At 60.6% G+C, this 20,096-nt stretch carries 12 protein-coding genes; 11 read left to right on the top strand and 1 reads right to left on the bottom strand.

Annotation, left to right across the window (positions count from 1 at the left end; translation table 11 throughout):
- The coding region (locus tag ACIQVE_RS08540) for a retention module-containing protein (protein WP_402806726.1) at positions 1–5,223 on the bottom strand (5,223 nt) is incomplete at its 3' end.
- Between the two features lie 357 nt (positions 5,224–5,580).
- Between ACIQVE_RS08540 and ACIQVE_RS08535 the strand changes: the two genes are divergently transcribed.
- The 11 genes from ACIQVE_RS08535 (at position 5,581) to ACIQVE_RS08485 (ending at position 20,083) form a co-directional block, all read left to right on the top strand.
- Positions 5,581–6,933 (top strand): TolC family outer membrane protein, encoded by a 1,353-nt coding sequence (locus tag ACIQVE_RS08535; protein WP_402806723.1) that lies wholly within the window; start codon positions 5,581–5,583, stop codon positions 6,931–6,933.
- A gap of 33 nt (positions 6,934–6,966) precedes the next feature.
- Positions 6,967–9,123: a type I secretion system permease/ATPase gene (locus tag ACIQVE_RS08530; protein ID WP_402806721.1), complete on the top strand. Its 2,157-nt coding sequence runs from the start codon at positions 6,967–6,969 to the stop codon at positions 9,121–9,123.
- Entirely contained in the window at positions 9,113–10,480 is a 1,368-nt protein-coding gene (locus ACIQVE_RS08525; protein ID WP_402806718.1) for an HlyD family type I secretion periplasmic adaptor subunit, read from the top strand. The genes ACIQVE_RS08530 and ACIQVE_RS08525 overlap by 11 nt, the downstream gene beginning before the upstream one ends.
- Positions 10,481–10,851: 371 nt before the next feature.
- Entirely contained in the window at positions 10,852–11,748 is an 897-nt protein-coding gene (locus ACIQVE_RS08520; protein ID WP_402806715.1) for a TauD/TfdA dioxygenase family protein, read from the top strand.
- An 18-nt stretch (positions 11,749–11,766) separates the two neighbouring features.
- Entirely contained in the window at positions 11,767–12,792 is a 1,026-nt protein-coding gene (locus ACIQVE_RS08515) for an ABC transporter substrate-binding protein (protein WP_402806713.1), read from the top strand.
- A 5-nt stretch (positions 12,793–12,797) separates the two neighbouring features.
- Positions 12,798–13,658: an ABC transporter ATP-binding protein gene (locus ACIQVE_RS08510; RefSeq protein WP_402806710.1), complete on the top strand. Its 861-nt coding sequence runs from the start codon at positions 12,798–12,800 to the stop codon at positions 13,656–13,658.
- A 20-nt stretch (positions 13,659–13,678) separates the two neighbouring features.
- Positions 13,679–14,545, top strand: coding sequence for an ABC transporter permease (locus ACIQVE_RS08505; RefSeq protein ID WP_402806708.1), 867 nt, complete (start codon positions 13,679–13,681; stop codon positions 14,543–14,545).
- 199 nt (positions 14,546–14,744) lie between these two features.
- Complete coding sequence (locus tag ACIQVE_RS08500) at positions 14,745–15,662, top strand: LysR family transcriptional regulator (RefSeq protein WP_402806705.1); 918 nt, start codon at positions 14,745–14,747, stop codon at positions 15,660–15,662.
- Between the two features lie 214 nt (positions 15,663–15,876).
- Positions 15,877–17,415 (top strand): MFS transporter, encoded by a 1,539-nt coding sequence (locus tag ACIQVE_RS08495; RefSeq protein ID WP_402806702.1) that lies wholly within the window; start codon positions 15,877–15,879, stop codon positions 17,413–17,415.
- A 26-nt stretch (positions 17,416–17,441) separates the two neighbouring features.
- A complete protein-coding gene (locus ACIQVE_RS08490; protein ID WP_402806699.1) occupies positions 17,442–18,512 on the top strand; it encodes an HlyD family secretion protein in 1,071 nt (356 codons plus the stop codon).
- Positions 18,509–20,083, top strand: coding sequence for an efflux transporter outer membrane subunit (locus ACIQVE_RS08485; protein WP_402806697.1), 1,575 nt, complete (start codon positions 18,509–18,511; stop codon positions 20,081–20,083). The genes ACIQVE_RS08490 and ACIQVE_RS08485 overlap by 4 nt, the downstream gene beginning before the upstream one ends.
- Positions 20,084–20,096: the final 13 nt, after the last annotated feature.

The raw sequence follows: 20,096 nt of genomic DNA, 5'->3' as shown, positions 1-20,096 counted from the left end.
CGGCGCATTGCCGGCCAGCGCATCGTTCGGCGCGGCAGCGGTTACGGTGCCGGTGGTCTGGCCAACAGCGATGGTGATGTTCTGGCCGTTGGCCAGGGTCACGACAACCGGGGAGCCAGTCACTGGCGCACCAACGGTGGCGGTGTAAGTGACGGTGCCACCTTCAGCGACCGAAGTATCGGCAGTCAGTTTGACGGTCGAGGTGTCGACGGTATCGGTGACTTCGGTCACCGCTGGCGTGGTGCTCGGAACGAGGTTCTCGAAGTTGCCGCCGGTAGCGTCCTTGATGGTGACTTCGACGTTGCCCGCGTCTTTGTAAACGTCATCGGTCGGCGCTGGAACAGTAACGGTGCCAGTAGTTTTACCAGCATCGATAGTGATCACGGCGCCGTTCGACAGGGTCACGGTGACCGGAGTGCCGGCCGGGTTAGTCAGGGTCGCTGTGTAAACGATCGAACCGCCCTCAGCCACGGAGCCAGTGGCGCTCAGCGACAGGTTGGTGGTGTCAGCGACATCAGTCACAGTGGTCGAAACCGGCGTCTTGTCGGCCACGAGATCTTCGTAGTTACCACCGGAAACGCCTGTGATCGAGTTGGTCAGCGGCGCATTGCCGGCCAGCGCATCGTTCGGCGCGGCAGCGGTTACGGTGCCGGTGGTCTGGCCAACAGCGATGGTGATGCTCTGACCGTTGGCCAGGGTCACGACAACCGGCGAGCCAGTCACCGGCGCGCCGACGGTGGCGGTGTAAGTGACGGTGCCACCTTCAGCGACCGAAGTATCGGCGGTCAGTTTGACGGTCGAGGTGTCGACGGTATCGGTGACGTCAGTAACGGCTGGAACGGTGCTCGGAACGAGGTTCTCGAAATTGCCACCAGCAGCGTCCTTGATGGTTACTTCGACTTTGCCGGCGTCTTTATAGACGTCATCGGCAGGTGCCGGAACGGTCACCGTGCCGGTGGTTTTACCAGCATCGATAGTGATCACCGAGCCGTTGCTCAGGGTCACGGTCACCGGCGTGCCAGCCGGATTGGTCAATGTCGCGGTGTAAGTGATCTGGCCACCCTCAGCCACGGAGCCAGTGGCGCTCAGCGACAGGTCGGTGGTGTCAGCGACATCAGTCACGTTGGTCGAAACCGGCGTCTTGTCGGCCACGAGGTCTTCGTAGTTGCCGCCGGAAACGCCTGTGATCGAGTTGGTCAGCGGCGCATTGCCGGCCAGCGCATCGTTCGGCGCGGCAGCGGTTACGGTGCCGGTGGTCTGGCCAACAGCGATGGTGATGTTCTGACCGTTGGCCAAGGTCACGACAACCGGGGAGCCAGTCACTGGCGCACCAACGGTGGCGGTGTAGGTGACGGTGCCACCTTCAGCCACCGAAGTATCGGCAGTCAGTTTTACGGTCGAAGTGTCGACGGTGTCGGTGACGTCAGTAACGGCTGGAACGGTGCTCGGAACGAGGTTCTCGAAATTGCCACCAGCAGCGTCCTTGATGGTGACTTCGACTTTGCCGGCGTCTTTATAGACGTCATCGGCAGGTGCCGGAACGGTCACGGTGCCGGAGGTTTTGCCTGCTTCGATAGTGATCACCGAGCCGTTGCTCAGGGTCACGGTCACTGGCGAGCCAGCGGCGTTGGTCAGTGTGGCAGTGTAAGTAATTGAACCACCCTCGGCGACCGAGTTGGTAGCGCTCAAGGACAGATTGGTGGTGTCAGCGACATCAGTCACGTTGGTCGAAACCGGCGTCTTGTCGGCCACGAGGTCTTCGTAGTTGCCGCCGGAAACGCCTGTGATCGAGTTGGTCAGCGGCGCATTGCCGGCCAGCGCATCGTTCGGCGCGGCAGCGGTTACGGTGCCGGTGGTCTGGCCAACAGCGATGGTGATGTTCTGGCCGTTGGCCAGGGTCACGACAACCGGGGAGCCAGTCACTGGCGCACCAACGGTGGCGGTGTAAGTGACGGTGCCACCTTCAGCCACCGAGGTATCGGCAGTCAGTTTGACGGTCGAGGTGTCGACAGTATCGGTGACGTCAGTAACGGCTGGAACGGTGCTTGGAACGAGGTTCTCGAAGTTGCCGCCGGTAGCCGTGGAAATGGTCGCTTCGACTTTCCCTGCATCTTTGTAAACGTCATCGGTCGGCGCTGGAACAGTAACGGTGCCAGTAGTTTTACCAGCATCGATAGTGATCACGGCGCCGTTCGACAGGGTCACGGTAACTGGCGAGCCAGCGGCGTTAGTCAGAGTTGCGGTGTAAGTGATCTGGCCACCCTCAGCCACGGAGCCAGTGGCGCTCAGCGACAGGTCGGTGGTGTCAGCGACATCAGTCACGGTGGTCGAAACCGGCGTCTTGTCGGCCACGAGATCTTCGTAGTTACCACCGGAAACGCCTGTGATCGAGTTGGTCAGCGGCGCATTGCCGGCCAGCGCATCGTTCGGCGCGGCAGCGGTTACGGTGCCGGTGGTCTGGCCAACAGCGATGGTGATGTTCTGACCGTTGGCCAAGGTCACGACAACCGGGGAGCCAGTCACTGGCGCACCAACGGTGGCGGTGTAAGTGACGGTGCCACCTTCAGCGACCGAAGTATCGGCGGTCAGTTTGACGGTCGAGGTGTCGACGGTGTCGGTGACGTCAGTAACGGCTGGAACGGTGCTTGGCACGAGGTTTTCGAAATTGCCGCCAGTGGCGGTCGAAATGGTCACCTCGACTTTGCCTGCATCTTTGTAAACGTCGTCGGTCGGCGCTGGAACGGTCACCGTGCCAGTAGTTTTACCAGCCTCGATGGTGATTACCGAACCGTTGCTCAGGGTCACGGTGACTGGCGAGCCAGCAACGTTGGTCAGTGTGGCGGTGTAGATGATCGAGCCACCCTCAGCCACAGAACTGGTGGCGCTGAGCGACAGGTTTGTTGTGTCGACGGTGTCGGTCACGGTGGTGCTGACCGGGGTTTTGTCGGCAACGAGGTTTTCGTAGTTGCCGCCGCTCACGTCGGTGATCGAGTTGGTCAGCGGCGCATTGCCGGCCAGCGCATCGTTCGGCGCGATGAAGTTCACGGTGCCAGTGGTCTGACCAACAGCGATGGTGATGCTCTGGCCGTTGGCCAGGGTCACGACAACCGGGGAGCCGGTCACTGGCGCGCCAACGGTGGCGGTGTAGGTAACGGTGCCGCCTTCAGCGACCGAAGTATCGGCGGTCAGTTTGACGGTCGAGGTGTCGACGGTGTCGGTGACGTCAGTAACGGCTGGAACGGTGCTCGGAACGAGGTTCTCGAAATTGCCACCAGCAGCGTCCTTGATGGTTACTTCGACTTTGCCGGCGTCTTTATAGACGTCATCGGCAGGTGCCGGAACGGTCACGGTGCCGGAGGTTTTGCCTGCTTCGATAGTGATCACCGAGCCGTTGCTCAGGGTCACGGTCACTGGCGAGCCAGCGGCGTTGGTCAGTGTGGCAGTGTAAGTAATTGAACCACCCTCGGCGACCGAGTTGGTAGCGCTCAAGGACAGATTGGTGGTGTCAGCGACATCAGTCACGTTGGTCGAAACCGGCGTCTTGTCGGCCACGAGGTCTTCGTAGTTGCCGCCGGAAACGCCTGTGATCGAGTTGGTCAGCGGCGCATTGCCGGCCAGCGCATCGTTCGGCGCGGCAGCGGTCACGGTGCCGGTGGTCTGGCCAACAGCGATGGTGATGTTCTGACCGTTGGCCAAGGTCACGACAACCGGCGAGCCAGTCACTGGCGCACCAACGGTGGCGGTGTAGGTGACGGTGCCGCCTTCAGCCACCGAGGTATCGGCAGTCAGTTTGACGGTCGAGGTGTCGATGGTGTCGGTGACGTCAGTAACGGCTGGAACGGTGCTTGGCACCAGATTTTCGAAGTTGCCGCCGGTAGCCGTGGCAATGGTCGCTTCGACTTTGCCAGCATCTTTGTAAACGTCATCAGCCGGCGCTGGAACGGTCACGGTGCCGGTGGTTTTGCCAGCATCGATGGTGATCACGGCGCCGTTCGACAAGGTCACGGTGACCGGAGTGCCGGCCGGGTTAGTCAGGGTCGCTGTGTAAACGATCGAACCGCCTTCAGCCACAGTGCCGGTGGCGCTGAGGCTCAGGCCGGTGTCGTCGACCGAGTCGGTAATGGTGGTGGTCGCTGGCGTGGTGTTCGGCACCAGGTTTTCGAAGTTGCCGCCGGTAGCGCCAGTGATGGTGGTAGTGACGGTGCTGCCGTTGTTATAGACGTCATTGGGCGGGGTCGGCACGTTGACGGTGCCAGTGGTCTGGCCGGCGCCAATGGTGATGGTCGATCCGTTCGACAAGGTGACGGTGACCGGCGTTTGCGCCGGGTTGGTCAGGGTCGCGGTGTAGGTGATTTGCCCACCTTCGGTGACGCTCGGCCCCGCCGTCAGAGTGACGGTGGTGGTGTCGATGGTGTCGGTGACCTGAGTCGTGGCCGGTGTGGTCGGCGGCGTCACGGTGATGCCGTTACCGCCAGTGGTGCCGGTGACGGTCACGTCGATCTGGGTCGGGTCGTTATAAACGGAGTCGTTCGGTGCCAGCGGCACGTTGACGGTGCCGGTGGTCGAGCCGGCCGGAATCACGATCACCGAGCCGTTGGACAGGGTGATGGTCAGGTCAGTGAGTGGTGCCTGGGTCAGCGTCGCGGTGTACACCAGCACGCCGCCGGCTTCGGTGATGGTCGGCGTGGCGCTGAGGCTCAGGGTCGACTCACGCAGGGCGTTGGTGGTGGTGTCGGTAGTCTGGCCACCCGTGGTGTCCTGGGCGATTTGCGCGCCGGAGTTGATGCCCGCGGTCGGGAAGCCAATGGTTGGATCGACGCGACCCGCCGTGGCGTCAAGCATCACGAAGCTATGACCGCCACCGGCAGCACCACCCGTGCCTGCGGCGCTCGGGCCGGCAGCGGTGGCTTCAAGTGCGGTAGTCGGGTCGACACCGGCGGCGATGGCCTGCTGCAGTTCTTCTACAGAAGGCGCAGCCTGCGCGGTGGCTTCGGCCAGGTCAGTGCTGGAGTCGGGTGCGCTGGCGCTCCACTGGGTTTCACGGCCCAGATCCAAGGTGCGACCGTCAACCAATTCAAGCGACACGGCGCCGGAGAGCCCAGTGTCGATCTGGTCGCCGACAAACAGTCGGTCGCCTTCAACGAGTACGCGGCGTACGCCCTCTGGGGACACCACGAATACCTGACCGACAATGCTTTTGACGATGGCAACAACACTGCTCATTGAAGACTCTCCGGGTGTCACGTTCAGTTGACTTCCATGGACCTGAAGGCATGGATGCCATTTCAGTCTGGACGTACTTTAAAAAAATGCGAAACAAGTTTGACGCTGTGCTTCGTCAATAATTTGGCTATATTCTTTCGCTATTTACTTTATGCCAAACTATTGACCTTCTGGGTGCCATCCTAAACAATCGTCCCACTAATGTCACATTGATATTCCTCGGCGACCTGTCCTTTTGCGTGTGATCCAGTTCCGGTTTTGAACTTTCCGACATACGGTCAATCCAGTAGCCAATCATCCGACGCAGCGCGAAACTTTGCTGTGATTCACGACAAGAAGTTCTGGAAAATTATTACCATGCGTTTGCCCCTCTTCATCGCCGTACCCTTCGCTCTCGCCGCCTCTTTCGTACAAGCACAATCCTTACCAGAAGCCATGCAACAGGCATTGGATGTCCATCCGGAAATCCAGGCAGGGGTCAACAGTCGTTTGGCCGCGGATTATCAATTAAGGGCAGCAAAAGGTGGATACCTGCCCAAGGTCGATCTGCTGGGCGGTTATGGCCGAGAAGGCACCGACAGCGTGACCACCCGCGCCAACGGCGGCGGCAATCACTGGGAAACCCTGAACCGCAGCGAGTCAAGTTTACGTCTTTCGCAAATGGTTTTTGACGGTTTTGCGACCTCCAGCGAAGTTGGGCGCCAACAAGCCACCGTTAATTCGCGCGCTTACTCTTTACTTGGCACTTCCGAGCGCACTGCGCTGACCGTCGCCCAGGTTTATCTGGATGTACTGACCCGTCGCGAATTCGTGCGTCTGGCCGAGGACAACCTCAAGAGCCACCAGCGCATCTATGACCAGATCCAGTTGCGCACCCAGCGTGGCGTCGGCAGCGGCGCCGACCTCGATCAGGCCGAAGCGCGGATGGCTCAGGCGCGCAATAACCTGATCACCGAGCAGACCAACCTCGCCGACTCCGAGACCAACTTCCTCAGCGCTGTTGGCCAGATGCCCGACCAACTGGAGCGCCCGGCGCCGTTCATTGCGATGATGCCGGCCAACCTCAATGAAGCGCGTCAGCAGATGCTGGAAAACAGCCCGATCCTGCGGTCGGCCGAGTCCGATATCGCCGCTGCCGAGAAGCAATACCAAACCGCCAAGTCGACGTTCTACCCGCGCTTCGACGCCGAACTGGGCCGCACCGCTGACAACGATCTGGACGGCCAGAACGGCCACAGCAACGAATGGCAGGCCATGTTGCGCATGCGCTTCAACCTCTATTCGGGCGGCAGCAACAAGGCCGATCTGGAATCCAAGTCGTACCTGTCGAACCAGGCGCTGGATATCCGCAATAACGCGCTGCGCCAGTTGAACGAAGAACTGGGTCTGGCCTGGAACGCCCTGAATAACGCCAACGCTCAGGTGCCGATCGCGCAGCAATACGTCGATCACAGCACCTCGGTGCGCACCGCTTACCAGCGTCAGTTCAGCCTCGGCGAGCGCACCCTGCTCGATTTGCTCGACAGCGAAAACGAGTTGTTCACCGCTTCGCGGCGTCTGGCTGAAATCAAAAACATTCAGTTATTTACTCAGTATCGAATCAAGGCGACCATGGGCGAGTTGCTCAGAAGCCAGGGAGTGGTCGCACCGTTGGCATCCGTTGTGCAGAACGACGTGAAGCCCAAGGTTCAGCTGCCTGGGATGAATTGAGTTATCCCTTTCAACTGTTAAAGAGTGTCGAGCGTGGAATCAGAAGTCAGTCGAGTTCATCTCAGTCATGATCCACGCGCGTTGCACGACGATCCGTTGCTGGACGGTCTGCTCGCCCTTTGCATGCTGCATCAGAAACCCGCCAGTGCGGCGATGCTGACCACCGGCCTGCCGCTGCCCAAACAACGTCTGAGTGTCGAGTTGCTGCCCCGCGCGGCGGCTCGCGCCGGCCTGCAAGGACGGGTGCTGCAGCGCAAACTGGAAGAGATTCCAGCCATTGCCATGCCAGCGTTGTTGCTGCTCAAGGAAGGCCGCAGTGCCGTCCTGCTCGGCTGGCAAGGTGACAACGAAGCTCGGGTGCTGCTCAGCGAAAGCGACGGCGGCGAATCCGTGGTCAGCCGCGAACTGCTGGCCGACGACTACATCGGCAAAGTTTTCTTCGCCCAACCGCAGCACAAATTCGACGTCAACCACGGCACGCTGATCCCGCGCGCACGCTCGTGGTTTCGCGACACCCTCAAGCGTTCGCGCTGGCTGTATGCCGATGCCATCGCCGCCAGTTTCCTGATCAACATCATCGCCATGGCCGCGCCGCTGTTCGTGATGAACGTCTACGACCGCGTCGTGCCGAACCAGGCCGAAGCCACCCTGTGGGTGCTCGCGCTGGGCATCACCGGCGCGTACATGTTCGACCTGATTCTCAAGAGCCTGCGCAGTCTGTGTCTGGATCTGGCAGGCAAAAAAACCGACCTGATCATCTCCGCCACGCTGTTCGAACGCATCGTTGGCATGTCGATGAAGTATCGCCCGGCGCGGGTCGGCAGCTTTGCGCAGAACATCCATGAATTTCAGAGCCTGCGCGATTTTCTCGCCTCGCTGACCCTGACCAGCCTGATCGACCTGCCGTTCACCATCCTGATCTTCATCGTCATCGCCATTCTTGGCGGGCATCTGGTGTGGATTCCGGTGTTGGCGTTCCCGATTGCACTGCTGATTGGTTACGCGCTGCAAAAGCCGCTGGTGGCAACCATGGAACGTACCATGGCACTCGGTGCCGAGCGCCAGTCGAGCCTGATCGAAACCCTCGCCGGCCTCGACGCGGTCAAGGTCAACAACGCCGAGAGCGAACGCCAATACCAGTGGGAACAAACCATCGGCACCCTGAGCCGCCTCGAGCTGCGGGTGAAAATGCTTTCCGGTCTGGCGATGAACATCACCCTGCTGATCCAGCAACTGGCCGGGGTGATCATGATCGTCTTCGGCGTGTACCAGATCATCGCCGGCAACCTGAGCATGGGCGGTCTGATCGCCTGCTACATGCTCAGCGGCCGCGCGCTCAGCCCGCTGGCTTCGCTGTCGGGTTTGCTGACCCGCTATCAGCAGGCGCGAGTGACAATGACCTCGGTGGACCAGATGATGGAGCTGCCGCAGGAGCGCAATTTCGAAGAGCGCCCGCTGAGCCGCAAGGTCCTGCAAGGCGCCATCGAGTGCCGCCAGCTCAACTTCACCTACCCGGAACAACAGAACCCGGCGCTGAAGAATATCAACCTGGTGATCCGTCCCGGCGAGAAAATCGGCATCATCGGTCGCAGCGGCTCGGGTAAAAGTTCGCTCGCCAAACTGCTGGTTGGCCTCTATCAGCCGGACGACGGCGCGTTGCTGGTGGACGGTGTCGACATTCGCCAGATCGACGTCAGCGAGTTGCGCTACAACATCGGCTACGTGCCCCAGGACATCCAGCTACTGGCCGGCACCTTGCGTGACAACCTGGTTTCCGGCGCGCGTTATGTCGAAGACGAACTCGTGTTGCAAGCCGCCGAACTGGCTGGCGTCCACGAATTCGCCCGCCTGCATCCGCAAGGCTACGAACTGCAAGTGGGCGAGCGTGGGCAGAACCTGTCCGGCGGTCAGCGCCAGAACGTCGCACTGGCCCGGGCGCTGTTGCTCAATCCGCCGATCCTGCTGATGGACGAGCCGACCAGCGCGATGGACAACACCGGTGAAGAACGCCTCAAGCAACGCCTCGCAGCGGTAATTGAAAACAAGACCGTGGTGCTCGTCACGCACCGGGCCTCCCTGTTGTCGCTGGTGGATCGTCTATTGGTGATCGATCGCGGGCAGATTCTCGCCGACGGCCCGAAAGCTGCGGTGATGGAAGCGTTGAAGAAGGGGCAGATCAGTGTTGCTTAAGTCGGGTTTCAAGGATTCGATCCGTCGCTACTTCAAAGGCACTGCATCGCTGCAGGGCCAGCCGCTGCCTGAGGTCAACAAGGCGCTGATCGAAGACGCCCCGCGCGTCGTGCGCCTGACCATCTGGGCAATCATCGGTTTCTTCGTGTTCCTTATGCTTTGGGCCAACTTCGCCGTGATCGACGAAGTGACCAAGGGCGACGGCAAGGCAATTCCATCGTCGAAGATCCAGAAAATCCAGAACCTGGAGGGCGGGATCGTTTCCGAACTGTTCGTCAAGGAAGGCCAGATCGTTGAGGCCGGTGCACCGCTGATTCGTCTGGATGACACGCGATTTGCCTCCAACGTCGGCGAAACCGAGGCCGATCGGCAGTCGATGTTGCTGCGCGTCGAGCGCCTGAGCGCCGAGGTCGATGACCGTCCACTGAGTTTCCCGGAAGACGTGGTCAAGGCTGTTCCCGTCCAGGCGAAAAGCGAAGAATCGTTGTACATCAGCCGCCGCCAGCAACTGCACGACGAGATCGGTGGTTTGCAGGAGCAGTTGATCCAGCGTCAGCAAGAGCTGCGCGAGTTCAGCTCCAAGCAGGCGCAATACCGTCAGCAGCTGAGTTTGCAGCGTCAGGAAATCAACATGTCCGAGCCGCTGGTGGCGCAGGGCGCGGTGTCTCCGGTTGAAGTGCTGCGGCTCAAGCGTGCCGAAGTGGAAACCCGTGGTCAGCTCGACGCCACCACGTTGGCGATCCCGCGCGCCGAGTCGGCGATCAAGGAAGTGCAGCGCAAGGTTGATGAGACGCGCGGCAAATTCCGCAGCGACGCGCTCACCCAGCTTAACGAAGCGCGCACCGACCTGAACAAGGCCCAGGCCACCGGCAAGGCGCTGGAAGACCGCGTCAGCCGGACGCTAGTTACATCGCCGGTGCGCGGCATCGTCAACAAATTGCTGGTCAACACCATCGGTGGGGTGATTCAGCCGGGCAGCGACATGGTTGAAATCGTACCGCTGGATGACACTTTGCTGGTCGAAGCCAAGATCCGTCCGCAGGACATCGCATTCCTGCATCCGGGGCAGGAAGCGATAGTGAAATTCACCGCCTATGACTACACCATTTACGGCGGGCTGAAAGCCCAGCTGGAGCAGATCGGCGCTGACACCATCACCGACGAAGACAAGAAAACCACTTACTACATCATCAAGGTGCGCACCGATCGCAGCCACCTGGGCACCGATGAGAAGCCATTGCTGATCATCCCGGGCATGGTGGCATCGGTGGATATCATCACCGGCAAGAAGTCGGTGCTGAGTTATCTGCTCAAGCCGATCATTCGCGCGCGGGCCGAGGCGTTGCACGAGCGCTAGATCTTCAGTGGTTTTACTGGCCCTTTCGCGAGCAAGCTCGCTCCCACAGGTTTTTGTGTGAACACATAATCGTGCTCTAACCGCAAATCCCTGTGGGAGCGAGCTTGCTCGCGAAGGCGTCAGTGAAACCGTCACATTTCGCCCAGAACTGACACAAAACGTCACTCACCACCCAATCCCATTCCTCGCCATTCGCCATATCGTTATTCGCTAACGGTATTTAATTTCCTTTTCTTATAGCTATAAAGTCACTCCCCTGCGTACCTGCCGACCAATCGGCGCGCCGCACGACCTGAACCAACACGCAATCCAGCGTGAGTTTCTGATCGACGTGCGCGCCCTGTGAGCGTGCCGTGCGTGGGAGATTATTGATGTCCGCAGCTACTGCCACTTCAAGCGCCGCGATCGCTGCGCCGCAAACTTTCGACATTCGCCCGTTCAGCGGTGCCGTCGGCGTCGAGATCATCGGCCTCGACCTGACCCGTCCCGTTAACGATCAGGACTTCGTGCGCATTCACCGTGCGCATCTGGATCACCACGTCGTGGTTTTCCGCGACCAGCGCATCACCCCTCAACAGCAAATCGACTTCAGTCGCCGCTTCGGCGTATTGCAGATCCACGTGCTCAAACAGTTCCTGCTGGCCAACCACCCGGAAATCCTCATCGTTTCCAACATCGTCGAGAACGGCCAGAACATCGGTCTGGGTGACGCCGGCAAGTTCTGGCATTCCGACCTTTCTTATAAAGAACTACCAAGCCTCGGCTCAATGCTGCATGCGCAGGAATTGCCGTCCGAGGGCGGCGACACCCTGTTTGCCGACATGCATAAAGCCTGGAACAGCTTGCCCGAAGCGCTGCGCAAAGCGGTCGAGGGACGCTTCGCCGCGCATTCCTACACCGCGCGTTATAGCGAAACCAAATTCGAAGGCAACTGGCGCCCGACCCTGACTCCGGAGCAACTTGCCCAGGTCGCGGAAGTGGTGCACCCGGTGGTGCGCACTCACCCGGAAAACGGTCGCAAGGCGTTGTTCGTCAGCGAGGGCTTCACCACGCGCATCGTCGGTCTGCCGGATGACGAAAGTCAGCAACTGCTGGCAGAACTCTACGCCCACAGCGTCCTGCCGCAAAACATCTATCGCCATCAGTGGCAGCCCCACGACCTGGTGTTCTGGGACAACCGCTCGCTGATCCACCTTGCCGCCGGCTGCCCAACGCACCTGCGCCGCAAGCTGTATCGCACGACCATTCAGGGCGACGCACCTTTCTGATTCGCCGGAGATTCGATCATGTCCAAACGTCTTCCATTTGCACCGTTGGCCGCTGCCATTGGCCTCGGCTTCAGCCTGATCGCCGGTAGCCTTGTCGCGCCGACCGTGGCCCACGCCGAAGGTGAAATCCGCATCGCCGAGCAGTTCGGCATCGTTTATCTGTTGCTCAATGTGGTGCGCGATCAAGGCTTGATCGAGAAGTACGGCAAACAGGAAGGTATCGATATCAAGGTCGACTGGACGCAGCTCTCCGGTGGTGCGGCGGTTAACGATGCGCTGCTGTCCGGTTCCATCGACATTGCCGGCGCCGGTGTCGGCCCGTTGCTGACTATCTGGGATCGCACCCACGGCAAGCAGAACGTCAAAGCAGTGGCTTCGCTAGGCAACTTCCCTTACTACCTGGTGAGCAATAATCCCAAGGTGAAAACCATTGCCGATTTCACCGAAAAGGACCGCATCGCAGTGCCGGCGGTTGGCGTTTCGGTGCAGTCGCGCTTCCTGCAATACGCGGCAGCCAAGCAGTGGGGCGACAAGGAATTCAATCGCCTCGACAAGTACACCATCGCCGTCCCGCACCCGGACGCGACGGCGGCGATGATCGCTGGCGGCACCGAGTTGACCGGACACTTCTCCAACCCGCCGTTCCAGGATCAGGCGCTGGAAAACCCCAACGTGCATGTCGTGCTGAATACCTATGACCTGCTCGGCCCGAACTCGCCGACGGTGCTGTTTGCCACCGAGAAATTCCGCAACGAAAACCCGAAAACCTACAAAGCCTTCGTTGAAGCACTGACCGAAGCGGCGCAATTTGCCCAGAACGATAAAGGCGCGGCGGCCGACACCTACATCCGCGTGACCAAAGCCAAAATCGACCGCGCAGCCTTGCTGAAAATCATCGACAACCCGCAGTTCGAATTCAGCGTCACGCCGAAAAATACGTATCCACTGGCTGAATTCCTCTACCGCGTCGGCGCGATCAAAAACAAACCTGAATCGTGGAAGGATTATTTCTTCCAGGACGCCAAACCGCTGCAAGGGAGCTGATCGACATGAACGCCCCTTTGCAAGGCCACGTGGCCAGCAACCCGATCGCCCGCACGCAAGCGCTGCTGGCGGTGGACCAAGTCAGCCTCGAATACCGCACGCCGCAACGTGTTGTGCGGGCCACCCATCAAGTCAGTTTCGACGTTGATCAGCAGGATCGCTTCGTATTGCTTGGCCCCTCCGGCTGCGGTAAATCCACACTGCTCAAAGCCGTTGGCGGTTTCATCCGGCCGTGCGAAGGCGAGATCCGTTTACAAGGCCAGCGCGTCGATGCGCCGGGCCCTGACCGGATCGTGGTGTTCCAGGAGTTCGATCAACTGCCGCCGTGGAAAACCGTCAAACAGAACGTGATGTTTCCGCTGCTGGCCTCGCGAACCTTGAAGAAAAAGGACGCTGAAGAACGTGCGCTGCACTATCTGGAAAAGGTCGGTCTGGCGGCGTTCGCCGATGCCTATCCGCATACCTTGTCCGGTGGCATGAAGGCGCGCGTGGCGATTGCCCGAGCACTGGCGATGCAGCCGAAAATCCTCCTGATGGACGAGCCGTTCGCCGCGCTGGATGCGCTGACCCGCCGCAAGATGCAGGAGGAGTTGCTGCTGCTCTGGGAGGAGGTGCGTTTCACCTTGCTGTTCGTCACTCACTCGATTGAAGAGGCGCTGGTGGTCGGCAATCGCATCCTGCTGCTGTCGCCGCATCCGGGGCGCGTGCGGGCCGAAGTGCACAGTCATCAATACGATCTGAAAAGCCTTGGCGGCGTGGCGTTTCAGGAATCTGCACGACGAATTCATCGACTGTTGTTCGACGAGGGGCAGTCGCCGGAAACCGAGCGTGAACTCGACTTCAATGACATTCGCATCGCTTATTGAGCGGCCAGGAGGATCACCCGATGAGCCATTCATCATCTGTGCGTCAAGAATTCGAAACGGTTCTGCAGCCGCTGACCAGTGTCCCGGTCGAGCGCGAATTGGCCCTCGGCCAACGGCTGTGGCAACAGGGCTGGCTGCGTAAAAGCCTGATCCTGATCGTGCTCGCAGTGTTGTGGGAAATCGTTGCCCGAGTGCAGAACAACGATCTGCTGCTGCCGAGTTTCGTGCAGACCAGCCATGCGCTGTACGAGGGTCTACTCAGTGGCGAGTTGCTGGGTAAAGTGTGGATTTCTTTGGTGGTACTGCTCAAGGGCTATCTGATCGGCATCGTGCTGGCCTTCGCCCTGACCACCTTGGCAGTTTCGACGCAACTGGGTCGCGATTTGCTCAGTACGCTGACGTCGATGTTCAACCCGCTGCCGGCGATTGCGCTGCTGCCGCTGGCGTTGCTGTGGTTTGGACTGGGGCAGAACAGCCTGATTTTTGTGCTGGTTCACTCCGTGTTGTGGGCGCTGGCGCTCAACACTTATGCGGGGTTTCTCGGCGTCTCGGAAACCTTGCGCATGGCCGGTCGAAACTACGGTTTGAAGGGCATGCGTTTTGTCCTGTTCATCCTGATTCCGGCGGCGCTGCCGTCGATTCTCGCCGGGCTGAAAATCGGCTGGGCGTTCGCCTGGCGCACCTTGATCGCGGCGGAACTGGTGTTCGGCGCGACTAGCGGCAAGGGTGGATTGGGTTGGTACATTTTTCAGAATCGTAATGAGCTGTACACCGACAAAGTGTTTGCCGGGTTGGCGGTGGTGATTCTGATTGGTTTGCTGGTGGAGAATTTGGTGTTCGACACGCTGGAGCGGGTGACGGTGAAGCGTTGGGGCATGCAGCGGTAGTCTGCGTTGCTTTGGCTGGCCTCTTCGCGAGCAAGCTCGCTCCCACAGGTTTCCGGGTGAGCGCAGATTGTGTGGACGCCCTTGCTCACTGTGGGAGCGAGCTTGCTCGCGAAGGGGACCTGACAAGCAACGACTAAACTTGAAGGATGTTTGCTAGGATTGCGCCCAGATCAATCCAGATCGGCCATGAGTGCTCAGCATGCAACTCCCGGACATGAACCTTCTGGTCGCCCTCGACGCCTTGCTCGACGAGGGCAGCGTGGTCGGCGCCGCACGGCGGATGAACCTCAGTCCGGCTGCGATGAGCCGAACCCTGACGCGAATTCGCGAAGCCATCGGCGATCCGATCCTCGTGCGTGCCGGCCGGGGTCTGGTGCCGACGCCCAAGGCAATGGAGTTGCGCGAGCAGGTGCGTGATGTCGTCGAGCAGGCGGCGCTGTTGTTCCGCTCGGCTGACGATGTGGAGCTTGGCACTTTGCGCCGCCGTTTCAGCATTCGCGCCAATGACTTTTTCATCGGCGTCTACGGCGGCAAGCTGTTCGACACGCTGGACCAGATGGCGCCGCACTGCGAATTGCGCTTCGTCCCGGAGGGCGATGGCGACGACGAGGCGCTTCGCGAAGGACGGATCGATCTGAGTGTCAGCAACACTCGGCCGGTGACCCCGGAAGTGAAAGTGCAGAACCTGTTCTCCACGCATTTCGTCGGGCTGGTGCGTGAGGATCATCCCTTGCTCGATGGTGAGATCACCGCTGAGCGCTATGCCGGGTTTTCCCATATCAGCATGTCTCGCCGGGGCATCGCCCGTGGCCCGATCGATACGGCGCTGAATGCGCTGGGTCTGGAGCGGCGGGTGGCGGTGATAGCGCCGAGCTTCCATGCGGCGATGTTCGCCCTGCCGGATTCCGATCTGATCCTGCCGGTGCCCAAAGAGGCGCTGCTGAGTGTGCGGCGACTGGGGCTGAAATTGCGTTCGTTCGACCTGCCGATTCCGTTGCCAACGTTGATGCTGACCCAGGCCTGGCATCCGCGTTTCGACAAGGATCCGGCGCACCGCTGGCTGCGTGAAACCCTCAAGAGTTGCTGCGATGAGACGTGGCTCGCTGCCCAGCCTTAAAAGTTACCCGAAACCCTGTGGGAGCGAGCTTGCTCGCGAAAGCGGTGTGTCTTCAATTCTTGAATTGACTGACACGACGCCTTCGCGAGCAAGCTCGCTCCCACAGGGTTAATAGTTGTGTCTAACGCACTTATAACCTGCCAATAAGTCAATTTTCGTCAGCACTAAGTCCTACTAAGATGCTCCGGTATTCCCCACCCCCGGAGTTTCATTCATGACATCCCTGACGGTCCCGGCACCAATCGCCGTGGCCAGCCCGGCGACGGCGATCACGCCCCCGGTGTTCGGGGCGCGGATCATCATCGGGCTGGTCGGCGTGCTGCTGGCGGTGCTGGTGTCGGGTCTCAACGAGATGGTGACCAAGGTCGCCCTGGCCGACATTCGCGGCGCGCTGAACATCGGTTACGACGAAGGTACCTGGTTGGTTGCCAGTTACACCGCCACCTCGGTGGCCGCCATGGCCTTCGCGCCATGGTGCTCGGTGACCTTCTCGTTGCGCCGTTTCACCCTCTGCGCAATCAGCCTGTTCACCTTGCTCGGATTGCTCAGTCCGTTCGCGCCCAATTACGAAAGCCTACTGCTGATGCGCACTTTGCAAGGCTTGGCTGGCGGCGCATTGCCGCCGATGCTGATGACCGTTGCCCTGCGTTTCCTGCCGGCCAATTTCAAACTCTACGGGCTGGCCGGCTACGCGCTGACGGCAACCTTCGGCCCAGGCCTCGGTACACCGCTGGCCGGTTTGTGGACCGAATACGTTGGTTGGCAATGGACGTTCTGGCAAATCATCGTGCCGTGCCTGATCGCCATGGTGATGGTGGCTTATGGCATCCCGCAGGACCCGCTGCGCCTTGAGCGTCTCAAGGCGTTTAACTGGAAGGGCCTGCTGCTGGGCTTTCCGGCGATCTGCATGTTGGTGATCGGCCTGTTGCAGGGCAATCGACTGGACTGGTTCGAGTCGAACCTGATCAGCGGGCTGCTGATCGCAGGATCGCTGCTGCTGGTGGCGTTTCTGATCAACGAGTGGTCGCAGCCGATTCCGTTTTTCAAATTGCAGATGCTCGGGATTCGCAACCTGGCGTTCGCGCTGATGACCCTGGCCGGCGTGTTGATAGTGCTGCAAGCGGTGGTGTTGATTCCGTCTAGCTACCTGGCGCAAGTGCAGGGATATCGCCCGGTACAGACCGCACCGATCATGTTGATCGCGGCGTTGCCGCAGTTGCTCGCGCTGCCACTGGTGGCGGCACTGTGCAACCTGCGTTGGGTCGATTGCCGTTGGGTCCTGGGGATCGGTTTGAGCATGCTGACGCTGTCCTGTCTGGGCGGATCGCTGCTGACTTCGGAATGGATTCGCGACAATTTCTACGTCCTGCAATGGCTGCAGATTTTCGGCCAGCCGATGTCGGTGCTGCCGCTGTTGATGCTCTCGACCGGCAGCATCATGCCCATGGACGGGCCGTTCGCTTCAGCGTGGTTCAACACCGTGAAAGGCCTGGCGGCGGTGGTTGCCACCGGAGTGATCGAGGCGCTGACCACATCGCGTCTGCATTTTCACTCGACCATGTTGGTCGACAGCCTGGGCAATTCGCCTCTGGCCGACCGCAGCGATCCGGGCCTTGCCCATCGCCTCCACGAACAAGCCGTGGTGCTGACGTCTTCCGATCTCTATGTGTGCATGGCGGGCGTCGCAGTGGCGCTGATCCTGCTGATTTTCTGGCTGCCGACGCGGATCTTCCCACCGCGCGCGCCCACCTGATTGCTGTACTGAAAATGGAGGTTTTTATGACGACTCAAGCAAAGCAAAAACTCGCGGTGGCCGTGGCGGCCGCGTTGGCTGTCGGTGTGCTGGTGTATTTGGCGATGCCCGGCCTGTTCGGCAAACGGACGCAACAGAACACTAACGATGCGTTCGTTTACGCCGACTACACACTGGTGGTTCCGCGTGTGGCCGGGTTCATCAAGGAAGTGCTGGTGGAAGACAACCAGCAAGTGCAGGCGGGGCAGTTGCTGGCGTTGATCGATGATCGCGATTTGCGTGCTTCTGCCGAGGCGGCGGATGCGCAAACCCTGGTCGCCCGGGCGCAGTTGCAGAACGCCAAGGCGACGCTGGAGCGTCAGATTTCGGTGATCGCTCAGGCGCAAGCTTCGGTGGTGTCGGCCAAGGCAAAAATGGCCTTCGCCCAGCAGGAGTTGAATCGCTACAACCACCTCGCCGGTGTCGGTGCCGGCACGGTGCAAAACGCGCAACAGGCGCGGACCCGCATCGATCAGGCCACTGCGCACCTCGACACGGCCACCGCGAAACTGGCGGCGGAGCGTAAGCAGGTCGACATTCTCAGCGCCCAGCGCGATGCCGCCGAAGGCAGTTTGAAGCACGCGCAAGCGGCGTTGGAAATCGCCAGTTTCGAGCTGTCCTACACGCGCATCACCGCGCCGCAGGACGGCATGGTCGGCGAACGTGCCGTGCGTGTCGGCGCTTATGTGACGCCGGGCAGCAAACTGCTGGCGGTGGTGCCGTTGAAGCAGGCTTATGTGGTCGCCAATTTCCAGGAGACACAACTGACCGACGTGGAGCCGGGGCAGGAAGTGCAGGTGCGCGTTGATAGCCTGGGTGGCGAAGCGCTGACTGGCCGCGTCGAAAGCATCGCCCCGGCCACCGGCGTGACTTTCGCGGCAGTGAAACCGGACAACGCCACGGGTAACTTCACCAAGGTTGTGCAGCGGATTCCGGTGAAGATCATGCTTGAGCCGGGCCAGCCATTGGCCGAACGGCTGCGGGTAGGGATGTCGGTGGAGGCGAGTATTGATACACGCACTTCGGCGACGTCGGTGCGTGAGGTGACTCAGCGATGAATCGAGTTAACCGAACCGACGCCTTCGCGAGCAAGCTCGCTCCCACAATGGATCTCAGCAGCGCAAAAGATTCCCTGTGGGAGCGAGCTTGCTCGCGAAGAGGCCAGTGGCTGCAATTGATATTGAGTGCGGTACTGTTCGGTGGCCTCACCGCCTGCACCGTCGGCCCCGATTTCTCCAAACCCGAAGCCACGCAAATCGCCAACTGGGCAAAACCAGCCAAATCCGCACCCAGCCAAGCCGTTAGCGAACCCCTCAACGAACGCTGGTGGGAAGTCTTCCATGACGCGCAACTCTCGGCCCTGACCCAGCGCGCCGTGCGCAGCAACCTCGACCTGCAACTGGCCAGCAGTCGCCTGCAACAAAGCCGCGCCGCACGTCAGGTAATCACCTCCGAGCGCTACCCGAATACCGCCGCCACCGGCAGTTACGGACGTAAACGCAACAGCGGCGAAGGTCTGAACGACCCTTCCGGGCACAACGGTGATTCTGCCTTCAACCTGTGGGACGCCGGTTTCTCCGCTTCGTGGGAACTGGATTTCTGGGGCCGCGTGCGCCGCGAAACCGAGGCCGCCGATGCCAACCTCGAAGTCGCGGAAAACGATCGTCGCGGCGTGCTGTTGGCGGTGCTCGCTGACACCGCACAGAACTACATCCAGCTGCGCGGCGTGCAGAATACTCGCGCCGTCACCGAGCAGAACCTCGAAGTCGCCCGCCACAGCCTTAAGCTCTCGCAGCTGCGCCTGAACGATGGCGTGGCGACCGATCTGGACGTCGCCGAGGCCGCCGCGCAAGTCGCCGCCATCGAGTCGCGCTTGCCTGCACTCGAACAGCGCCAATCGCAACTGATCAACGCGATCAGCCTGTTGATGGGCGAGCCACCGCAAGCCTTGTCCCAACAGTTATCCACAGATGCGGCGGTGCCTCAGTCGCCGCTGGAAGTTGCTATCGGTCTGCCGTCGCAACTGGCTGAGCGCCGGCCGGACATCCGTCAAGCCGAAGCGCGCCTGCATGCCGCCACCGCCAACATCGGTGTGGCCAAGGGTGATTTTTATCCGCGCATCACCTTGTCCGGCAACCTCGGTTCGCAAGCCATGCAACTGAGTGATTTCGGCTCGTGGGGCTCGCGTGCGTTCGGCATCGGCCCGCAATTCAGCCTGCCGTTGTTCGACGGTGGACGCCTGCGCGGCATGTTGCAACTGCGCGAAGCCCAGCAACAGGAAGCAGCGATCGGCTACCAGCAAACCGTGCTGCGCGCCTGGCACGAAATCGACGATCAACTGACCGCCTACAACGCCAGCCAGCGCCGCCGCGACAGCCTCGCCGAGGCCGTGCGCCAGAACCAGATCGCCCTGCGCACCGCGCAACAGCAATACGTCGAAGGCGTGGCCGACTTCGTCAATGTGCTTACTGTGCAGGGCGCTTTGCTGGCAACGCAGGAGCAGTGGGTCGAGAGTTCGACCGGGGTTTCGCTGGCGATGGTCGGGTTGTACCGGGCGCTGGGTGGGGGATGGGAGTCGGTGTATCCGGCAGAAGTTGTTACCAATAATCCGCCAGCAAGCAATCCGTAGAAAAGGTTATAGC

Source organism: Pseudomonas sp. NPDC098747 (assembly GCF_044760045.1).
Lineage (GTDB): Bacteria > Pseudomonadota > Gammaproteobacteria > Pseudomonadales > Pseudomonadaceae > Aquipseudomonas.
Note: the sequence above shows the minus strand (reverse complement) of the source record. Positions and strands in the feature narration are given on the sequence as shown.